Genomic DNA, 15,551 nt, shown 5'->3' on the forward strand with positions numbered 1-15,551 from the left:
GACCGGGGCCTGTCGGCGTCCGTGGCCGAGGGCGAGATGTCGACGCCCGGCAGGTCCGGTGGCTGTCAGCGGGGCGGCGCAGGATGCGCGCGATCGCCCAACGCGGCCAGCAGGGGCCTGACGGCCTCGGGGACCTGCGATTCCGTCCAGTGATGAGTCCACGTCCGGTCGCCGTCGCTGACGGCCAGTTCGTAGCTGAACCGATCGGGTACCCCGCCGACGCCTGCGGAGGAAGTGTCGCCGTCGGGGTCGGTCATGAGTGCGGTGACGCGTTGCTGCTGGTCGAGGGGGAGGTCCTGCACATCGACGCTGGCCGTCATGTCGATGCCGGCGAGGCCGCCGCTGCGGCGGTACTCGACGCGCACAGGTGGATTCGACATCGTTTCAGCGTAGTCCGCAGACCCGTCAGTGCACGGGAACCTTCACGGCATCCCACCCTGCCCTGACGGCCGTCACCTCGGCGCTCGTCGCCCCGTAGCGGACGCGGGCCTGCTTCAGGGTGATCTTGGCGAAGGCGGCGAAGGTCGCATTGGGTTTGAGGCCGGGGTCGGCCAGGGCGTCGTACCAGATCGACCCGGCTGACTTCCATGCCTGCCCGCCAAGCGTGGTCGCCACGACGTAGAAGGCGTGGTTCGGTATGCCGGAATTGGTGTGGACGCCGCCGTTGTCCGAGGCGGTCTGGACGTAGTCGGTCATGACCGCGGGCTGGTTGTCGTGTGGGTTGGCCGAGCCGGGCGCCTTCATCGAGCGAAGTGCGGGAGCCAGCGCAGGCCCGACGATGTCGGAGCCGATCAACCAGTCGGCCTGATCGGCCGTCTGGGACAGGTGGTACTGCTTGACGAGGGAGCCGAATACATCCGAGATCGACTCGTTCAGCGCGCCCGATTGTCCCGAGTAGATCAGATTCACTTCGTACTGGGTGACGCCGTGGGTCAGTTCGTGTCCGATCACGTCGAGACCCTTTGTGGTGTCGGTCAGCAGCTGGTCGTCCCCGTCGCCGAAGTACATGTGGCTCCGGCCGTCCCAGAAGGCGTTGTCGTAGTGGGAGCCGAAGTGGACGAGTCCGGCGATCGGCATTCCCTGGCCGTCGATCGAGTCGCGGTGGAACACTTCCCAGTACAACTTGTACGTCGCGCCGAAGTTGTCGTACGCCTGATTGGCGGAGACATCTGCGACGGGAGGCTGGCCTTCGCCGCGCATCAGGGTCCCCAATGTTGTTGCCGTCGAGTGGTGTTGGTCGTAGATCGCGCGTTGCGGGGCTCCCCCCGCGGGTGCGGCGAGGGTCAGCCCAGGTTGAGTACCCTGCCTGCCGGCCACTTCCGCGCGGGCCAGACGGAAGCTCTGATCCACGTCCAAGGTGCGGAGGGCAGTCAGCCGCTGTTCGGGTGTCATTTCCCGTGCCAGCGTGAGTAGCAGATCGGGGGGCAGAATGCAGGCGAGCGATCGCGTGTTCGTGAACATCACAGTGTCCTGACTTCGAGATTCTTCTGCTGATCGAGGGCTGCGCGACGGGTACTCGATTCCGAGTCCGGGATCGATCACCGTCGACGGCCCGGGGCTGTGTGGGACAACGCCAGCGTAGGAGCGCGTTCTCGCACGGACACGCGTAGTCGACTACTCGATCCCCGGGGGCATCGGCTGTGCGAAGCCGCGTGTCCGGCGTTGCGTCACCTGGCCCTCGATCACATCGACTACTGCATCGCCGCGATCACGACCGTCGCACCGAGGTCGTCGCGACGTGAAACCCGCGGCACCATCCCGACGTCGGCAATCGCCGCCACGGTCAGCGCGGCCTGCGTCTCGCTGGTTTCGATCAGCAGGTACCCGTCCGGGGCCAACCAGGCGGGCGCTCCCGCCGCGACGCGCCGCTGGACGACCGTGCCGTCGGACCCGCCGTCGAGCGCGGCCCGCGACTCGTGCAGTCGGGCCTCCGGCGGCATCAGTTCGATGCAGTCGGTCGGGACGTAGGGGGCATTGACGACGAGCACGTCCACGTGACCCCGCAAGGTGTCCGGCAGCGGGTCGTAGAGATCGCCCTCGCAGACCGGACTGCCCGGGAGGTTGCGCCGCGCGCAGGCGACGGCCGCGGGGTCGATGTCGCTGGAGTACAGGGTGATTCGATCGAGTGTCGCGGCAAGGGCGGCGCCGACGGCGCCCGAGCCGCAGCAGAGGTCGACGACCACAGGAGACCGACCGTCGGTGGCGTTCGACCGCGCGAGGGTGGCGGCGCATTCGGCGAGGAACTCGGTTCGCCTGCGCGGCACGAAGACTCCGGGTTCGACCGTGATGCGAAGGCCGCAGAACTGGACCCAGCCGAGCACCTGCTCGAGCGGTACTCCGGCAACGCGGCGCTCGAGCATGGCCGCGAGGTCGGCGGGGGAGCGTGCGGCGGTCAGGAGCAGGCGCGCCTCGTCCTCCGCGAAGACGCAACCGGCCGCTCGGAGGGTGCCGACGACGGCGGAGTGATCGAACGGTGACGGGGAATCTGACATGAAAGGGCCTTTCGGGACTGCCGAATGGGCGCTCTCTCGCGGGTGTCCTATACCGGGCGAACCGCTGCGGGGGAGAGAACCCGTGCTGACGGAGCGTTGATGGGTCTCACCTCCTGTGGTCGTGGTGCGCCGGCGCGCACGGATGCGAACGCACGCTACACCAGGTGACGTATAAATACATCCATGTCACGCTCCGCTCCCGACGACGACCGCGAGGACTTGCCACCATCGATGGCCCGCTCCTCGTTGCTGCGTGAGCTTCCCGCCACCGAGCGTGGATTGCGCACGCGGTCGGCCCTGATCGCCGCCGCCCGCAGGGTGTTCGAGAAGTCGGGCTACCTCGACACCCGGCTGATCGACATCACCAAGGCGGCCAAGTGCTCCGCGGGAACCTTCTACACCTACTTCGCGAGCAAGGAGGAGATCTTCGCTGCGGTCCTCGAGCTCGCGCAGGAGGACATGATGCACCCCGGCATGCCGCATGTGGCGGCGGAGGACGACCCGGCCGCGATCATCGCGGCGAGCAACCGGGCCTACTTCGAGGCGTACAAGCGCAACGCGAAGCTCATGGGCCTGCTCGAGCAGGTCGCCAACATCGACCCGGAGTTCCGGGTGCTCAGGCAGGAGCGCGGCGACGCGTTCATTCGGCGCAACGCCCGCAGCATCGAGAACCTGCAACGGCGAGGGCTCGCGGACGCCGAACTCGATCCACTGCTCGCCGCTCGTGCGCTGTCCGGCATGATCAGCCGGCTCGGCTTCGGCTACTTCGTCGAGCGCGAGGCCCTCGGCGACGACCGCGGCGAGCTGGACGAACTGATCGACACCGCCACTCGGCTGTGGGTCAACGCGCTGCGCATTCCCGCCTCGCCGAGGTAGAGCGGACGAGGCCATCGCCCAGCTGGGCCGTGTTGCCAAATCTGATTCGACGTCTCTATGGTGCCGATCTACCGGCCGATCGGGGGCAAGAGCGTTTCTGTCACGCCATCAGTGTGAAGTTCAATCAGGGATGACCGATGCTGGTGTAAGAGATGAGGCTGTACATCGTGAATGGTCACCACTGGTTGTGCGGTGCGCCAGTCCCACAAGCTCGTCGCGGTGCCATCGTAGACAGCGAGCAGATCACCGCATCGGAAGAGCCGCCCAACTGGCCAGTCGAACCCCTCCGGGCGGCCGGTGGCAGGGACTCGAAGAGCTGTCAGGCCAGGTGAGGCTGTGTTCGCCTGACGCGGTGCGTCCACATCGAGGATGAAGACTGCACCTTCGTTTTGGGCGATGACTGGATCCAACGGATGCTTGGCAAACCGCTCGTCGTCGACCGGGAGCGGCATTCGCCTGCACCACAGCGCTACGTGCGAGGCGTCAAGCCACACGCACGGCAACGTCCACTCGTCCCCGAACCCTATGACGGCGGCGAGGCCGTTCTCCAGGTAGTCATCTTCCGGCTGGTACACCGCGCCGTCCAGCCAGGCGGCCACGTCAATCAGGTACTGGGCGGCTGCCGGTTGCCATACCCACCCGTCACAGAGAAGCCACCGCCCCTGGGGACTGGCGTGGATCGCGCCATAGAAGTAGTCAAGGTAATGCGACGACTCGTCGGCCTCGGCAGGATCTTCCGACTGGCGAGCAGTCAGACACTGGCCCGACGGCAATGCTGTCGCATCGATCCGGTTCCAGTCAGTGCGATGGACCAGGACAGTGCCATGCGAGGGGTGCTGGACGAAGACGACCGATGCCGGCACCGTTTCGACGCAGTAGTCGCCTGCGTCAAGTCGCATCACCGTGCCACCTGTCGACAGATCCACGACAACGCCCGCCGTTCCGAAATCCTCTACCGCAGCGGCGAACCGTTCATCGGTGTCAATGTGGAGTCGCCACCGGTCTCCTGCGAGCAGGGGTTGTCCGATACTGGCCAACCGGGTCGCCTCGCCGGTGTCCAGGTTCAGTCCTGAGAGGACCCCGTCGGCGTCGAGGACCAACAGGTCACCGTATTCGGCGTCGATCTCGACCGCGTCAACCAGAGGGGAGCCAGGCCAGCGGAACCGGCGACCGTCGGCCGCGGCACTGTTCTCGCTCTCGAAATCCATCACCCGAGCATCCCATGGTGAGGTTCTGGGGAGCCTCGAGCTAGGCCGTGTTGCCAAGCCTGATTCGACGTCTCTGCAAGAAGTTCGGTGAGGAGCCGCCCGATCGACTTCGGCGACGCGCAGCAGGAACGCTGCAAGGGCCGCAACGTCGTCGAGCGTTGCTTCAACTTCAGCAACACGGCCTAGGCGGGCTGCGCGCGGCGGGCGTTCCGATTGCGTTGGTGTCCAAGGTAATCCGGCGCTAAAGCCCTGCCGGATCGCCTGTGAGCGGCTCGGGGTCACCCCGGAACGGGCGGTCGCGATCGACGACCTGCAGCAGAAACCTGGACCGGGCAGCCCGGCTCGGCTTCTACGGCCGGCCGTAGCGTGCACACTGACCATCGGTCGTGGACCGCTCACGGCCCGTCCACCGCAAGGAGAATCAGATGCTCGCGATCATCGCCGTCATGACCGTCAAGGACGGAAGCGGCCCGGAGTTCGAGGCGGTTGCCGCGGACCTCGTCGCGCAGGTGCGCGCCAACGAGGAAGGCACCCAGTTCTACCAGTTGACCCGATCCAAGTCGGACCCGAACGTCTACAAGTTCATGGAGCTCTACCGCGACGGCGACGCCGCCAAGGCGCACGCGGGCACCGAGTACTTCAAGGCCGCGTTCGCGAAGATGGGTCCGCTGCTCGCTGCCGAACCGCAGATCGAGTACCTGGACGCGATCTGAGTCTGGGCAGCACCCGCGCGAAGGGCGTCGGCTTCGGTCGGCGCCCTTCGCGCGTTCGAGGGCTCAGCTCGCGTCGAGGAGCGTGGTCAGGATGCCGCGACGACCCGTGCGAGCGACTCGGCCACCAGAACCGGCTTGTCGGAACCCTCGAGCTCGACCACCTGGGTCGTCGTGACCTGGACGCCGCCGGCGACCTGCTCGGCGGCGACGACGGTGACGCGCATGCGAACGCGCGAGCCGACCGGAACCGGCGCGGGGAAGCGGACCTTGTTGTAGCCGTAGTTGAGCCCGTGGGCGAAGCCCTCGAAGGAGACCAGCTGCGAGGACAGCGACGGCCCCAGCGAGAGGCTGAAGAGACCGTGCGCGATGGTGCCGCCCAGGGGACTCGCCGCCGCCCTGTCGACGTCCACATGGATCCACTGGTGGTCGTCGGTGGCGTCGGCGAACGCGTCGACCCGGTCCTGGGTCATCTCGTACCACTCGGTCGGACCGAGTTCGACGCCGATCAGTTCGGTGAGCTCGGCTTCGGTGCTGGGGCGGACGGGCAGCGCGGTGGTGTCGATCATGGTTCTCCCTGAATCTCGCAGGTCAACGACAGCGGCGTTGGATGCGCTCGGATGTGCACCGCGCGGAGGTTGAATATGACGCCGGATTCAACTATACAGTGAGGAGAGACCTGGATCACGTCCGACAGGTGGGGGTGCCGCGTGCGATCCGAAGCCTGGGGCGGCGTCGACATGGAAGAGGTGCATTTCGAGTGAGGGTTGCAGGCAAGGTCGCCATCGTCACCGGCGGCGGGGGAGGGATCGGCGGCGCACTGGCGCACGCACTGGCCGCCGACGGGGCCCGAGTTGTCGTCGCGGACCTCGATGCCGCCGCCGCGCAGGCGGTCGTGGACAAGGTCAACGCCGAGAATCCGGGTGCCGCCGTCGCGGCGGGCGGAGACGTGTCCGACGCAGAGCTGATCCGCGGCCTGATCGCGCTGGCGGAGAAGAACTTCGGACCGGTGGACATGTACTTCGCGAACGCGGGCATCACGGGCGATCCGGGGCTCGAGGCCGACGACGCCGCCTGGGAGCTCTCGCTCGACGTGAACCTGCGCGCGCACATCCGGGCCGCGCAACTGCTGGTGCCGGGTTGGGTCGAGCGCGGCGAGGGCTACTTCGTCAGCACCGCCTCGGCGGCGGGCCTGCTGACCCAGATCGGTTCGGCCACCTACTCCGTCACCAAGCACGCGGCCGTCGGCTTCGCCGAGTGGCTCGACGTCACCTACGGCGACCGCGGAATCCGGGTCAGCTGCCTGTGCCCGATGGGCGTGAACACCAAGCTCCTCTACGCCGGTGAGGAGTCCGGCGACGCACTCGGTGTGGCCGCCACCAGGGCCGTCACCGCCGCGGGGGACGTGCTCGAGCCGGCCCAGGTCGCCGCCGACGTGCTCGCCGCGATCGACGAGGAGCGGTTCCTGATCCTCCCGCACGCGGCAGTGCTCGAGATGTACCGCCAGAAGGGATCCGACTACGACCGCTGGCTGCGCGGCATGCGGCGCTACCAGGCCGCGCTGCTGGATCAAGGCTGATGGGTGACATCGCGCCGTTGATGCCCACAGCGGGCGTCCGGGACCGGCTCGACCGCCGTCCCACGAACAATCCGTCTCTACCCGCCAGGAGTTCTCATGTCACTGTTTGACATCTCGGACCGCGCGCAGCAGCTCCAGAAGCAGTTGCTCGACTTCATGGACTCGCACGTCTACCCGGCCGAGGCCGTCTACGAAGAGCAGATGCGTGCGTCCGGCAACCCGCACTTCCAGCCGCCGATCCTCGAGGAGCTCAAGGCCGAAGCGAAGAAGCGGGGACTGTGGAATCTCTTCCATCCGCACCCCGGCACCGGCGCCGGACTGACCAACCTCGAGTACGCGCCGCTCGCGGAGATCATGGGCCGCAGCCACATCGCCTCCGAGGCCTGCAACTGCAACGCCCCCGACACCGGCAACATGGAGGTCCTCGAGCTCTTCGGCACCGAGGAGCACAAGGAGCGGTACCTGAAGCCGCTGCTCGACGGCACGATGGCCTCGGCGTTCGCGATGACCGAGCCTCAGGTCGCGAGTTCGGATGCGACCAATGTCGAGCTGTCGATGGTCAAGGACGGCGACGACTACGTCCTGAACGGCCGGAAGTGGTTCGCCTCCAACGCCTTGCACCAGAACTGCAAGGTCATGATCGTCATGGGCAAGACGGATCCCGCCGCCGCCCCACACCGGCAGCAGTCGATGATGGTCGTCCCGATCGACGCTCCCGGCGTGACCGTCATGCGCGGGCTGCCCGTGTTCGGCTACCAGGACCGCGAGGGGCACGCGGAGATCGACTTCACGGATGTCCGCGTCCCGGCGAAGGACGTGCTCAAGGGTGAGGGCGAGGGCTTCGCGATCAGCCAGGCCCGCCTCGGTCCGGGCCGCATCCACCACTGCATGCGGGCGATCGGCATGGCCGAGCGGGCGCTGGAACTGATGTGCCGGCGCGCGCAGTCGCGGGTCACCTTCGGCAAGCCGATCGCCGACAACGCCAACATCCAGGACTGGATTGCCGAGGCGCGTATCGACATCGAGATGATTCGGCTGCTGACCCTCAAGGCCGCGTACCTCATGGACACGGTCGGCAACAAGGAGGCGCAGACCGAGATCGCGGCGATCAAGGTCGCTGCCCCGGCCATCGCGCTGAAGATCGTCGACCGCGCCATCCAGGTGCACGGCGGTGCCGGCGTCTCCGACGACTTCCCGCTCGCCATGGCGTACGCCCACCTGCGTACCCTGCGACTCGCCGACGGCCCGGACGAGGTGCACAAGCGGGCCATCGCGCGTCGCGAGCTGCGCCAGTACCGCGACCTGCGACCGGAAGGCCTCTGAGCATGACCACCGCTTCAACCCCGCCGAGTTCCCGAGCAGTCCCCGACCTGAGCGGCAAGACCGCGATCGTCACCGGCGCCTCCCGCGGCATCGGACTGGCCACCGCGCAGGCGCTGGCCGACGCGGGGGCGAACGTCGTGCTCACCTCGCGCAAGCAGGAGGCCGCCGACGCGGCCGCCGCCCAGATTGCCGGCAACGCAATCGGGGTCGGCGCACACGCCGTTGAGGAGGATCAGGCGCGACGGTGCATCGACCGGACCCTGGAGACCTACGGCAGTGTCGACATCCTGATCAACAACGCCGGCACCAACCCGGCGTTCGGTCCGCTGATCGACCAGGATCACGGACGATTCGCCAAGACCTTCGACGTCAACCTGTGGGCGCCGCTGATGTGGACCGCGCTCGCCACGGAGGCGTGGATGGGTGAGCACGGTGGCTCGGTGGTCAACACAGCCTCGATCGGTGGGCTCGGGCACGAGGCGGGCATCGGCATGTACAACGCCTCCAAGGCCGCCCTCATCTACGTGACCAAGCAACTGGCACTGGAGCTTTCGCCGAAGGTTCGGGTCAATGCCGTGGCGCCCGGCGTGGTGCGCACCAAGCTTGCCGAGGCGCTGTGGAAGGACCACGAGGAACGCGTCGCCGCGTCGACCGCGCTCGACCGGATCGGCGAGCCCGACGACGTCGCGGCCGCGATCGTGTTCCTGGCCTCGGATGCGGCCGGCTGGGTGACCGGCGAGACGATGGTGATCGACGGCGGGCAACGGCTCGGTGACGCCACCGCCTACCGGACGGGGGCCGGCGTCGGTGTCTGACATCCAGGCGAACGCAATGCAGGACGTGGTCGGGATCGATCCGGACTCCGTGGCGCGGTGGCTCGGGACGCTCGGGGTCGAGGTCGCCGGGCAGTTGAGCTTCGACCGGATCGGCCTCGGCCAGTCCAATCTCACCTACCTCGTGCGGGACGAAGCGGGTCGCCGGTGGGTGTTGCGACGGCCTCCGCTCGGGCATCTGCTGGCCTCTGCTCACGACGTGGTCCGCGAGGCGCGGATCATGTCCGCGCTCGAACACACCGACGTGCCCGCGCCCCGGATCTTCGGGGTAGCGCAGGATCCCGAGATCTCCGAGGTGCCGTTGGTGCTGATGGAGTTCATCGACGGCCAGGTCGTGGACACCATGGAGATCGCCGAATCGCTGACCCCGCAGCGACGCCGGGAGATCGCGGTGTCGCTGCCGAAGACGCTCGCGAAGATCCACGCGGTCGACCTGGACCGGGTGGGGCTCTCGGACCTGGCCAGCCACAAGCCGTACGCGCAACGTCAGCTCAAACGGTGGGCCGGCCAGTGGGAGCAGTCGAAGACCCGGGACCTGCCCGCCCTCGACGACCTGACCCGACGGTTGGCTGCCGCGGTGCCCGAGCAGACCGAACTGTCGCTCGTGCACGGTGACTTCCACCTGCGCAACGTCATCGCCTCCCGGGACACCGGGGAGGTCGTCGGCGCCCTCGACTGGGAGCTGTCCACGCTCGGAGATCCGCTGGCCGACATGGGATCCGTGCTCGCGTACTGGTCGGAGTCGGGCGAGGACACCGGGGGAGACTTTCCGGCCTCCGCCCTCGACGGGTTCCCGGACCGCGCCGAGATGGCGCAGATCTACCTCGACGAGACCGGACGCGATCCGGCGGCGTTGAGGTTCTGGCACGTCCTGGGGCTGTGGAAGGTCGCGGTCATCGCCGAAGGCGTGATGCGCCGGGCTACGGACAACCCTGGGAACAAGGCCGCCGCGGGCACGCCCACGGTCGAGCGGATCGACGCGCTGGTGCACAAGGCCCGCGAGATCGCCGCCGGCGCGGGCATCTGACAATTCACCCTCGACCACTTGGAGGACGCATGAACCAGGAACGCAGGACCGCGATCGTCACCGGGGGTGCCCATGGCATCGGCGCGGCCGTCGCGAAGCGGCTCGCCGCCGACGGACTGGCGGTGGCGGTGCTCGATCTCGACGAGTCCGCCTGCGCGGCAACGGTCGACGCCGTCACCGCGGCGGGCGGCCGCGCGCTGGCGGTCGGTGCGAATGTCGCCGACGAGGAGTCGGTCGCCGCCGCGGTGGACAGGGTCGCCGCCGAGCTAGGGGCGCCCACCGTCCTGGTGAACAACGCCGGCATCACCCGCGACAACCTGCTGTTCAAGATGACCGCCCTGGACTGGGACTCGGTGATGAACGTGCACCTGCGGGGAGCGTTCCTGATGACCCGCGCCGTGCAGAAGCACATGGTGGAGGCCAAGTTCGGGCGCGTGGTCAACCTGTCGAGCGTCTCCGCGCTCGGCAACCGTGGCCAGGCGAACTACGCGGCCGCCAAGGCGGGCATGCAGGGCTTCACCAAGACGCTCGCGTTCGAACTCGGCAAGTTCGGAGTCACCGCCAACGCCATCGCCCCCGGCTTCATCGAGACCGAGATGACCGCCGCGACCGCCGCGCGAATGGGCGCCGACTTCGAGGACTTCAAGAAGATGGCGGCGGCCGAGATCCCGGTGAACCGGGTCGGTCAGCCCGAGGACATCGCGCACACCGCGTCGTTCCTGGTCAGCGACGGGGCCGGATTCGTCTCCGGCCAGGTCGTCTACGTTGCCGGCGGACCTCGGGACTGAGTCCCTCCGCACCCCGTCCACACTCGTCAGGAGAAAAGAATGAAGGCATGGCGCGTCAACGAACTCGGCGAACCGCGTGACGTCCTGAAGCTCGAGGACGTCGACGATCCGACCGTGTCCCGGGGGCAGCTGCTGGTCAGGGTCCTCGCGGCGCCCGCGAACTTCCCGGACGTGCTGCTGTGCCGCGGCGAGTACCAGATCAAGCCGCCGCTGCCGTTCACTCCCGGTGTCGAGCTGTGCGGCGAGGTCGTGGCCGTCGGCGAGGCCGTGACCGCCTTCACCGTCGGCGACCGGGTGATCGGCAATCCGAGCCTGCCCGGAGGTGGATTCGCCGAGTACGCGGTGCTGGAGGAGGCCAATGCCTTTCCCGCGCCCGAGGCACTCGACGACGCGGAGGCCTCGGCGCTGAGCATCGGCTACCAGACGGCCTGGTTCGCGCTGCACCGCCGCACTCAGATCCGGCCGGGTGAGGTGCTGCTGGTGCACGCCGCCGCAGGTGGGGTGGGCAGTGCGGCCGTGCAGCTGGGCAAGGCGGCGGGCGCCACCGTGATCGGTGTGGTCGGTGGTCCGGAGAAGGCGGAGTACGCCCGTGCGCTGGGTGCGGACCTGGTGATCGACCGCCGCGCCGAGGATTTCGTGCCCGTGGTCAAGGAGTTCACCGGCGGCAGGGGCGCCGACGTGGTGTTCGACCCGGTCGGCGGGGACGCCTACGCCGGATCCACCAAGTGCATCGCGTTCGAGGGACGGATCGTCGTCATCGGGTTCGCGGGCGGCACGATTCCGCAGCCGGCGCTCAATCACGCGCTGATCAAGAACTACTCGATCATCGGGCTGCACTGGGGTCTGTACAAGGCCTACAACCAGCAGGCCATCGACGACTGCCACGCCGAGCTGACCCGGCTCGCCGCGGAGGGCGCGATCAAGCCGCTGATCGGTGAGCGGCTCGGGCTCGGTGACGTCGCCGACGGTGTGGGCCGGCTCGGCGACGGCAGCACCGTCGGTCGCGTCGTGTTCGGGATCGCATGATGGCGGGACTGTTCGACGTCGCGGGCAAGACGGTTGTGGTCACCGGCGGCTCGCGTGGCATCGGCCTGATGATCGCGCGTGGTTTCGTCGAGGCGGGCGCCACCGTGATCATCTCGTCCCGGAAGGCCGACGCGTGTGCGATTGCGGCGGAGGAGCTCTCGGCGCTCGGCACCTGCATCGCCATGCCCGCGGACCTGTCCACCGACGAGGGTGTCACGAGCCTGGCGGAGCGGGTCGCCGAGTTCACGCCGACGCTGGACGTCCTCGTCAACAACGCCGGCGCCACGTGGGGCGCGCCCATCGACGAGTTTCCGGCATCGGGCTTCGACAAGATCTTCGACGTGAACGTCAAGGCGGTGTTCGCGCTGACCCAGAAGCTGTTGCCGCGGTTGCGGGCCGCGGCCTCGGCCGAGGACCCGGCCCGGGTGGTCAACATCGGGTCGATCGACGGGCTGGTCGTGTCCGGGAGCGAGAACTACTCGTACGGTGCCAGCAAGGCCGCGGTGCACATGCTCACCCGCAAGGTCGCGGCCACCCTGGCCCGGGAGCACATCACGGTCAATGCCATTGCGCCGGGACCGTTCCCGACCAAGATGACGGCGTTCGTGCTCGACGATCCCGACCTGCGCAGTGCGATGGAGGCCAACGTCCCGCTCGGCCGCGTCGGACGGGCCGAGGACATCGTCGGCGCCGCGATCTTCCTGTCCTCGCGTGCGGGTGCGTACCTCACCGGCACCGTGATCCCGGTGGACGGGGGGATCAGCGGCGCTCGCTGAGTCCTCGTCACGGCGGGCGGGAACGCCCGCCGTGACGACCGTCGTGCGGCGACCTGGTTTGATGACTCGCGCACGCCGAGCGAAGGGATTGCGCGCAGTGACACCCGATCCGATTGCCGACCTCGAGGCCGAGTTGGTGGACATGTGGCGGCGCGGCACGATCCGCACCCGTGAGCGCGCACACCATATCCATCCCAAGCTCGACCCCGCCTGCTATCCCCTCCTGATGCTGCTGACGCGACAGGAAACGGCCGTACCCATGTCCACGCTGCTCGCCGAACTCGTCGTCGAGAAGTCCACGCTGACCAGACAGATCGACGCGCTGACCCGGCTCGGTCTCGCCCTGCGCATCCCGGACCCGGAGGATGCCCGCGCCCGGCTGGTGGCGTTGACCGAGGAGGGGCGGAACCTGTTGAGCGCCCAGCGGGCGGAGGCGGTCGCGGCCTGGCGCCGGGACCTGTCCCAGTGGGACCCCGCCGACCTGCGGACCCTGATCTCGCTCCTGCGCCGGCTGGGGACCTCCCTCGAGCGCTGACAACACCCCCACATCGATAGTTGCTGCATGCAACCAATTGGGTTATGGTTGCAGATATCAACTAATGGAGGTGAGATGGTCAGTCCGGAAACCGCGGCGAATCTGATCGACACCCTGCGGGGACTGGTTCGACAGTCTCGCCGTGTGTCCGCGCGGTCGCAGCATCTGGGCATGTTGCCGCCGCCGCTCGGCGCGCTGCTCGGGCACGTCGAGTGCTCGCAGGGGCATCGGCCCAGCGCGCTGGCGGAGGAGCTGCGGGTCACGCAGTCCGCGCTCAGCCGCCAGGTCTCCCACGCCGAGTCGCTCGGCTACGTCCAGCGCATGCCCGACCCGGTCGACGGGCGGGCGACCCTGCTCTCGCTCACCGAGTCCGGGGCCGAGGCGCTGCGAATCCATCGCGAGGCCCAACTCGACCGCTTGCGCACGGCTATCGCCGACTGGAGCGAGGAGGAGGTGGCCGACCTCGTCGGCCGACTCGACCGCCTTCATGCCGCGCTCGACACCGAATCCGCCCCCGTCGCCGCGTCGCGCTGATCCGCGGCGTCGCACCGTCACCGGCCGAGTCCACACCGCTGCCGGTATTCGTTTTCGAGGAGTACCACCACATGAGTTCAGCCGTGTCCCAGGACACTCCGCCCGATACCACCGCGTCGGAGGGCCCCGGCCCGATGACGCACAAGCAGCGCATCGAGGCTCTCGTCGGCCTGTTGCTGGGCATGTTCGTCGCGTTCCTGTCGTCGACAATCGTCTCCAACGCGCTGCCCACGATCATCACTGACCTGCACGGCACCCAGGACCAGTACACCTGGGTGGTCACCGCGACCCTGCTCGCCTCGACCGCGACCACGCCCATCTGGGGCAAGTTCGCCGACCTGGTGAACAAGAAGATCCTGGTTCAGCTCGCGCTGCTGGTGTTCACCGTCGGCTCGGTGCTCGCGGGGTTGTCGACCTCGGTCGGCATGCTGATCGGCTTCCGTGCGGTGCAGGGTCTCGGGCTCGGCGGCCTGCAGGCTCTGGTCGTCATCGTCATCGCCGCGATGTTCAGCCCCCGCGAACGCGGCCGCTACCAGGGTCCGATGGCCGCGGTCATGTCCATCGCGACCGTCGCGGGCCCGCTCATCGGCGGCGTCATCGTCGACACCAGCTGGCTCGGCTGGCGGTGGTGCTTCTTCGTGGGAGCGCCGTTGGCCGTGATCGCGCTGATCGTCATCGGGCGCACCCTGAACCTGCCCGTCGTCAAGCGCGACGTGAAGGTCGACTACGTCGGAGCCACCCTCATCGCGGCGGGGGTGAGCGTGATCCTCATCTGGGTCACGTTGGCGGGCAAGAACTTCGCGTGGGGATCTGCCACGTCCTACGAGTTGGTCGCGACGGGCGTCGTGCTGCTCGGCCTGGCGATCTTCGCCGAGACCAAGGCCAAGGACCCGGTGGTGCCGCTGCGGCTCTTCCGCGACCGCACCATGACACTGGCCACCCTCGCCAGCATCGCCGTCGGTGTCGCGATGTTCGGTGGCGCGGTCTTCCTCGGCCAGTACTTCCAGATCGCCCGCGGCTACTCGCCGACCGCTGCCGGCCTGCTGACCCTGCCGATGGTGTTCGGCTCGATGATCTCCTCGACGGTCTCGGGCTCGCTGATCACCAAGTACGGCAAGTGGAAGCGCTTCCTGGTCGTCGGCGCGATCGGCATGGCCACCGGATTCCTGCTGCTCTCGACGACCGACCACGCGACCAGCATGGTGCTCATCGGCGTCTACCTGTTCGTGCTCGGTGCGGGTATGGGCATGACCATGCAGAACCTGGTGCTGCCCGTGCAGAACAACGTCGCACCGTCCGACCTGGGGTCGGCCAGCGCCACAGTCGCGTTCTTCCGGTCGCTCGGTGGCGCAGCGGGCGTCTCCGTTCTGGGTGCGGTGCTGTCCTCGCACGTCACGGAGCTGACCACCGAGGGCCTGACCAACGCGGGTGTGGATCTGAGCAAGGCGGGCGGGTCCGGTGCGGGGCTGTCGAATCTCAAGGAACTGCCCGAGCAGATCGGCACGATCGTGCGCGCTGCCTACGGCGACGCGACCGGCCGGGTGTTCCTGATCGCCGGCATCCTGGCCGCCCTCAGCCTGATCGCGATCGCCTTCATCCGGGAGGTTGCGCTCAAGGACAAGAGCGCCATGGAGCAACTCGACGCGGAGCGCGCGGCGCAGGGCGCTGCCGAGGTGGCCTCGGTCTCCGGCGCGGTCGTCGACAGCGAACTGATCGCGGAGGTCGACGAGATCGAGGACCAGGTCGCGGCCGCCACGTCGACGGGCAGGCACACTCGGCCCGAGTGACGGTCGACGCAGGCGGACAGATGCCCGTCGGACCCCGTGCGAACCGGGTCCAGTCTC

17 protein-coding genes are annotated in these 15,551 nt (G+C 68.2%); 12 read left to right on the forward strand and 5 right to left on the reverse strand.

Going from position 1 to position 15,551, the window contains the following annotated elements:
- Positions 1-65: 65 nt before the first annotated feature.
- The 3 genes from ACFXGJ_RS20215 to ACFXGJ_RS20225 form a co-directional block, all read right to left on the reverse strand.
- Positions 66-380, reverse strand: coding sequence for a protealysin inhibitor emfourin (locus ACFXGJ_RS20215; RefSeq protein ID WP_378623788.1), 315 nt, complete (start codon positions 378-380; stop codon positions 66-68).
- Between the two features lie 25 nt (positions 381-405).
- Positions 406-1,461, reverse strand: coding sequence for a M4 family metallopeptidase (locus ACFXGJ_RS20220; protein WP_378623790.1), 1,056 nt, complete (start codon positions 1,459-1,461; stop codon positions 406-408).
- A gap of 230 nt (positions 1,462-1,691) precedes the next feature.
- Complete coding sequence (locus tag ACFXGJ_RS20225) at positions 1,692-2,492, reverse strand: putative protein N(5)-glutamine methyltransferase (RefSeq protein WP_378623794.1); 801 nt, start codon at positions 2,490-2,492, stop codon at positions 1,692-1,694.
- 183 nt (positions 2,493-2,675) lie between these two features.
- Here ACFXGJ_RS20225 and ACFXGJ_RS20230 point away from each other — a divergent pair, with 183 nt between their 5' ends.
- A complete protein-coding gene (locus ACFXGJ_RS20230) occupies positions 2,676-3,368 on the forward strand; it encodes a TetR/AcrR family transcriptional regulator (RefSeq protein WP_378623796.1) in 693 nt (230 codons plus the stop codon).
- 68 nt (positions 3,369-3,436) lie between these two features.
- On the opposite strand, the gene ACFXGJ_RS20235 is transcribed toward ACFXGJ_RS20230, so the two are convergent.
- Positions 3,437-4,576, reverse strand: coding sequence for a hypothetical protein (locus tag ACFXGJ_RS20235; protein WP_378623799.1), 1,140 nt, complete (start codon positions 4,574-4,576; stop codon positions 3,437-3,439).
- 425 nt (positions 4,577-5,001) lie between these two features.
- On the opposite strand from ACFXGJ_RS20235, the gene ACFXGJ_RS20240 reads away from it, so the two are divergent.
- Entirely contained in the window at positions 5,002-5,289 is a 288-nt protein-coding gene (locus ACFXGJ_RS20240; RefSeq protein ID WP_378623801.1) for a putative quinol monooxygenase, read from the forward strand.
- Between the two features lie 86 nt (positions 5,290-5,375).
- Here the strand turns inward: ACFXGJ_RS20240 and ACFXGJ_RS20245 are convergent, their stop codons facing one another.
- On the reverse strand, positions 5,376-5,855 hold the full coding sequence (locus ACFXGJ_RS20245) for a MaoC family dehydratase (protein WP_378623804.1): 480 nt from the start codon (positions 5,853-5,855) through the stop codon (positions 5,376-5,378).
- 191 nt (positions 5,856-6,046) lie between these two features.
- Here ACFXGJ_RS20245 and ACFXGJ_RS20250 point away from each other — a divergent pair, with 191 nt between their 5' ends.
- The 10 genes from ACFXGJ_RS20250 (at position 6,047) to ACFXGJ_RS20295 (ending at position 15,494) form a co-directional block, all read left to right on the forward strand.
- Positions 6,047-6,865 (forward strand): SDR family oxidoreductase, encoded by an 819-nt coding sequence (locus ACFXGJ_RS20250; RefSeq protein WP_378623806.1) that lies wholly within the window; start codon positions 6,047-6,049, stop codon positions 6,863-6,865.
- 96 nt (positions 6,866-6,961) lie between these two features.
- Complete coding sequence (locus ACFXGJ_RS20255) at positions 6,962-8,188, forward strand: acyl-CoA dehydrogenase family protein (protein WP_378623809.1); 1,227 nt, start codon at positions 6,962-6,964, stop codon at positions 8,186-8,188.
- 2 nt (positions 8,189-8,190) lie between these two features.
- A complete protein-coding gene (locus ACFXGJ_RS20260) occupies positions 8,191-9,003 on the forward strand; it encodes an SDR family oxidoreductase (RefSeq protein WP_378623812.1) in 813 nt (270 codons plus the stop codon).
- Between the two features lie 16 nt (positions 9,004-9,019).
- Positions 9,020-10,048, forward strand: a complete 1,029-nt coding sequence (locus ACFXGJ_RS20265) for a phosphotransferase family protein (RefSeq protein ID WP_378623830.1) — start codon at positions 9,020-9,022, stop codon at positions 10,046-10,048.
- 29 nt (positions 10,049-10,077) lie between these two features.
- The gene (gene fabG, locus ACFXGJ_RS20270; protein ID WP_378623814.1) at positions 10,078-10,836 is read left to right on the forward strand and encodes a 3-oxoacyl-ACP reductase FabG; all 759 of its coding nucleotides are present in this window, start codon (positions 10,078-10,080) and stop codon (positions 10,834-10,836) included.
- Between the two features lie 39 nt (positions 10,837-10,875).
- Positions 10,876-11,862, forward strand: a complete 987-nt coding sequence (locus ACFXGJ_RS20275) for an NADPH:quinone oxidoreductase family protein (RefSeq protein WP_378623817.1) — start codon at positions 10,876-10,878, stop codon at positions 11,860-11,862.
- Positions 11,862-12,638, forward strand: a complete 777-nt coding sequence (locus ACFXGJ_RS20280) for an SDR family oxidoreductase (protein ID WP_378623820.1) — start codon at positions 11,862-11,864, stop codon at positions 12,636-12,638. Before ACFXGJ_RS20275 ends, ACFXGJ_RS20280 begins: the two co-directional genes overlap by 1 nt.
- 97 nt (positions 12,639-12,735) lie before the next feature.
- Positions 12,736-13,173, forward strand: coding sequence for a MarR family winged helix-turn-helix transcriptional regulator (locus tag ACFXGJ_RS20285; protein WP_378623822.1), 438 nt, complete (start codon positions 12,736-12,738; stop codon positions 13,171-13,173).
- Between the two features lie 75 nt (positions 13,174-13,248).
- On the forward strand, positions 13,249-13,707 hold the full coding sequence (locus ACFXGJ_RS20290) for a MarR family winged helix-turn-helix transcriptional regulator (RefSeq protein WP_378623825.1): 459 nt from the start codon (positions 13,249-13,251) through the stop codon (positions 13,705-13,707).
- Positions 13,708-13,778: 71 nt separating this feature from the next.
- Positions 13,779-15,494 carry an MFS transporter gene (locus ACFXGJ_RS20295; protein WP_378623828.1) on the forward strand — a complete coding sequence of 572 codons (1,716 nt, stop codon included), beginning with the start codon at positions 13,779-13,781 and terminating at the stop codon, positions 15,492-15,494.
- Positions 15,495-15,551: the final 57 nt, after the last annotated feature.

Source organism: Rhodococcus sp. NPDC059234, from assembly GCF_042754225.1.
Classification (GTDB): domain Bacteria; phylum Actinomycetota; class Actinomycetes; order Mycobacteriales; family Mycobacteriaceae; genus Rhodococcus_G.

Coding starts and splice junctions, on each gene's coding strand:
- ACFXGJ_RS20215 (WP_378623788.1), bottom strand. CDS start 380: ATGTCGAATCCACCTGTGCGCGTCGAGTACCGCCGCAGCGGCGGCCTC.
- ACFXGJ_RS20220 (WP_378623790.1), bottom strand. CDS start 1,461: ATGTTCACGAACACGCGATCGCTCGCCTGCATTCTGCCCCCCGATCTG.
- ACFXGJ_RS20225 (WP_378623794.1), bottom strand. CDS start 2,492: ATGTCAGATTCCCCGTCACCGTTCGATCACTCCGCCGTCGTCGGCACC.
- ACFXGJ_RS20230 (WP_378623796.1), top strand. CDS start 2,676: ATGTCACGCTCCGCTCCCGACGACGACCGCGAGGACTTGCCACCATCG.
- ACFXGJ_RS20235 (WP_378623799.1), bottom strand. CDS start 4,576: ATGGATTTCGAGAGCGAGAACAGTGCCGCGGCCGACGGTCGCCGGTTC.
- ACFXGJ_RS20240 (WP_378623801.1), top strand. CDS start 5,002: ATGCTCGCGATCATCGCCGTCATGACCGTCAAGGACGGAAGCGGCCCG.
- ACFXGJ_RS20245 (WP_378623804.1), bottom strand. CDS start 5,855: ATGATCGACACCACCGCGCTGCCCGTCCGCCCCAGCACCGAAGCCGAG.
- ACFXGJ_RS20255 (WP_378623809.1), top strand. CDS start 6,962: ATGTCACTGTTTGACATCTCGGACCGCGCGCAGCAGCTCCAGAAGCAG.
- ACFXGJ_RS20260 (WP_378623812.1), top strand. CDS start 8,191: ATGACCACCGCTTCAACCCCGCCGAGTTCCCGAGCAGTCCCCGACCTG.
- ACFXGJ_RS20265 (WP_378623830.1), top strand. CDS start 9,020: ATGCAGGACGTGGTCGGGATCGATCCGGACTCCGTGGCGCGGTGGCTC.
- fabG (WP_378623814.1), top strand. CDS start 10,078: ATGAACCAGGAACGCAGGACCGCGATCGTCACCGGGGGTGCCCATGGC.
- ACFXGJ_RS20275 (WP_378623817.1), top strand. CDS start 10,876: ATGAAGGCATGGCGCGTCAACGAACTCGGCGAACCGCGTGACGTCCTG.
- ACFXGJ_RS20280 (WP_378623820.1), top strand. CDS start 11,862: ATGGCGGGACTGTTCGACGTCGCGGGCAAGACGGTTGTGGTCACCGGC.
- ACFXGJ_RS20290 (WP_378623825.1), top strand. CDS start 13,249: ATGGTCAGTCCGGAAACCGCGGCGAATCTGATCGACACCCTGCGGGGA.
- ACFXGJ_RS20295 (WP_378623828.1), top strand. CDS start 13,779: ATGAGTTCAGCCGTGTCCCAGGACACTCCGCCCGATACCACCGCGTCG.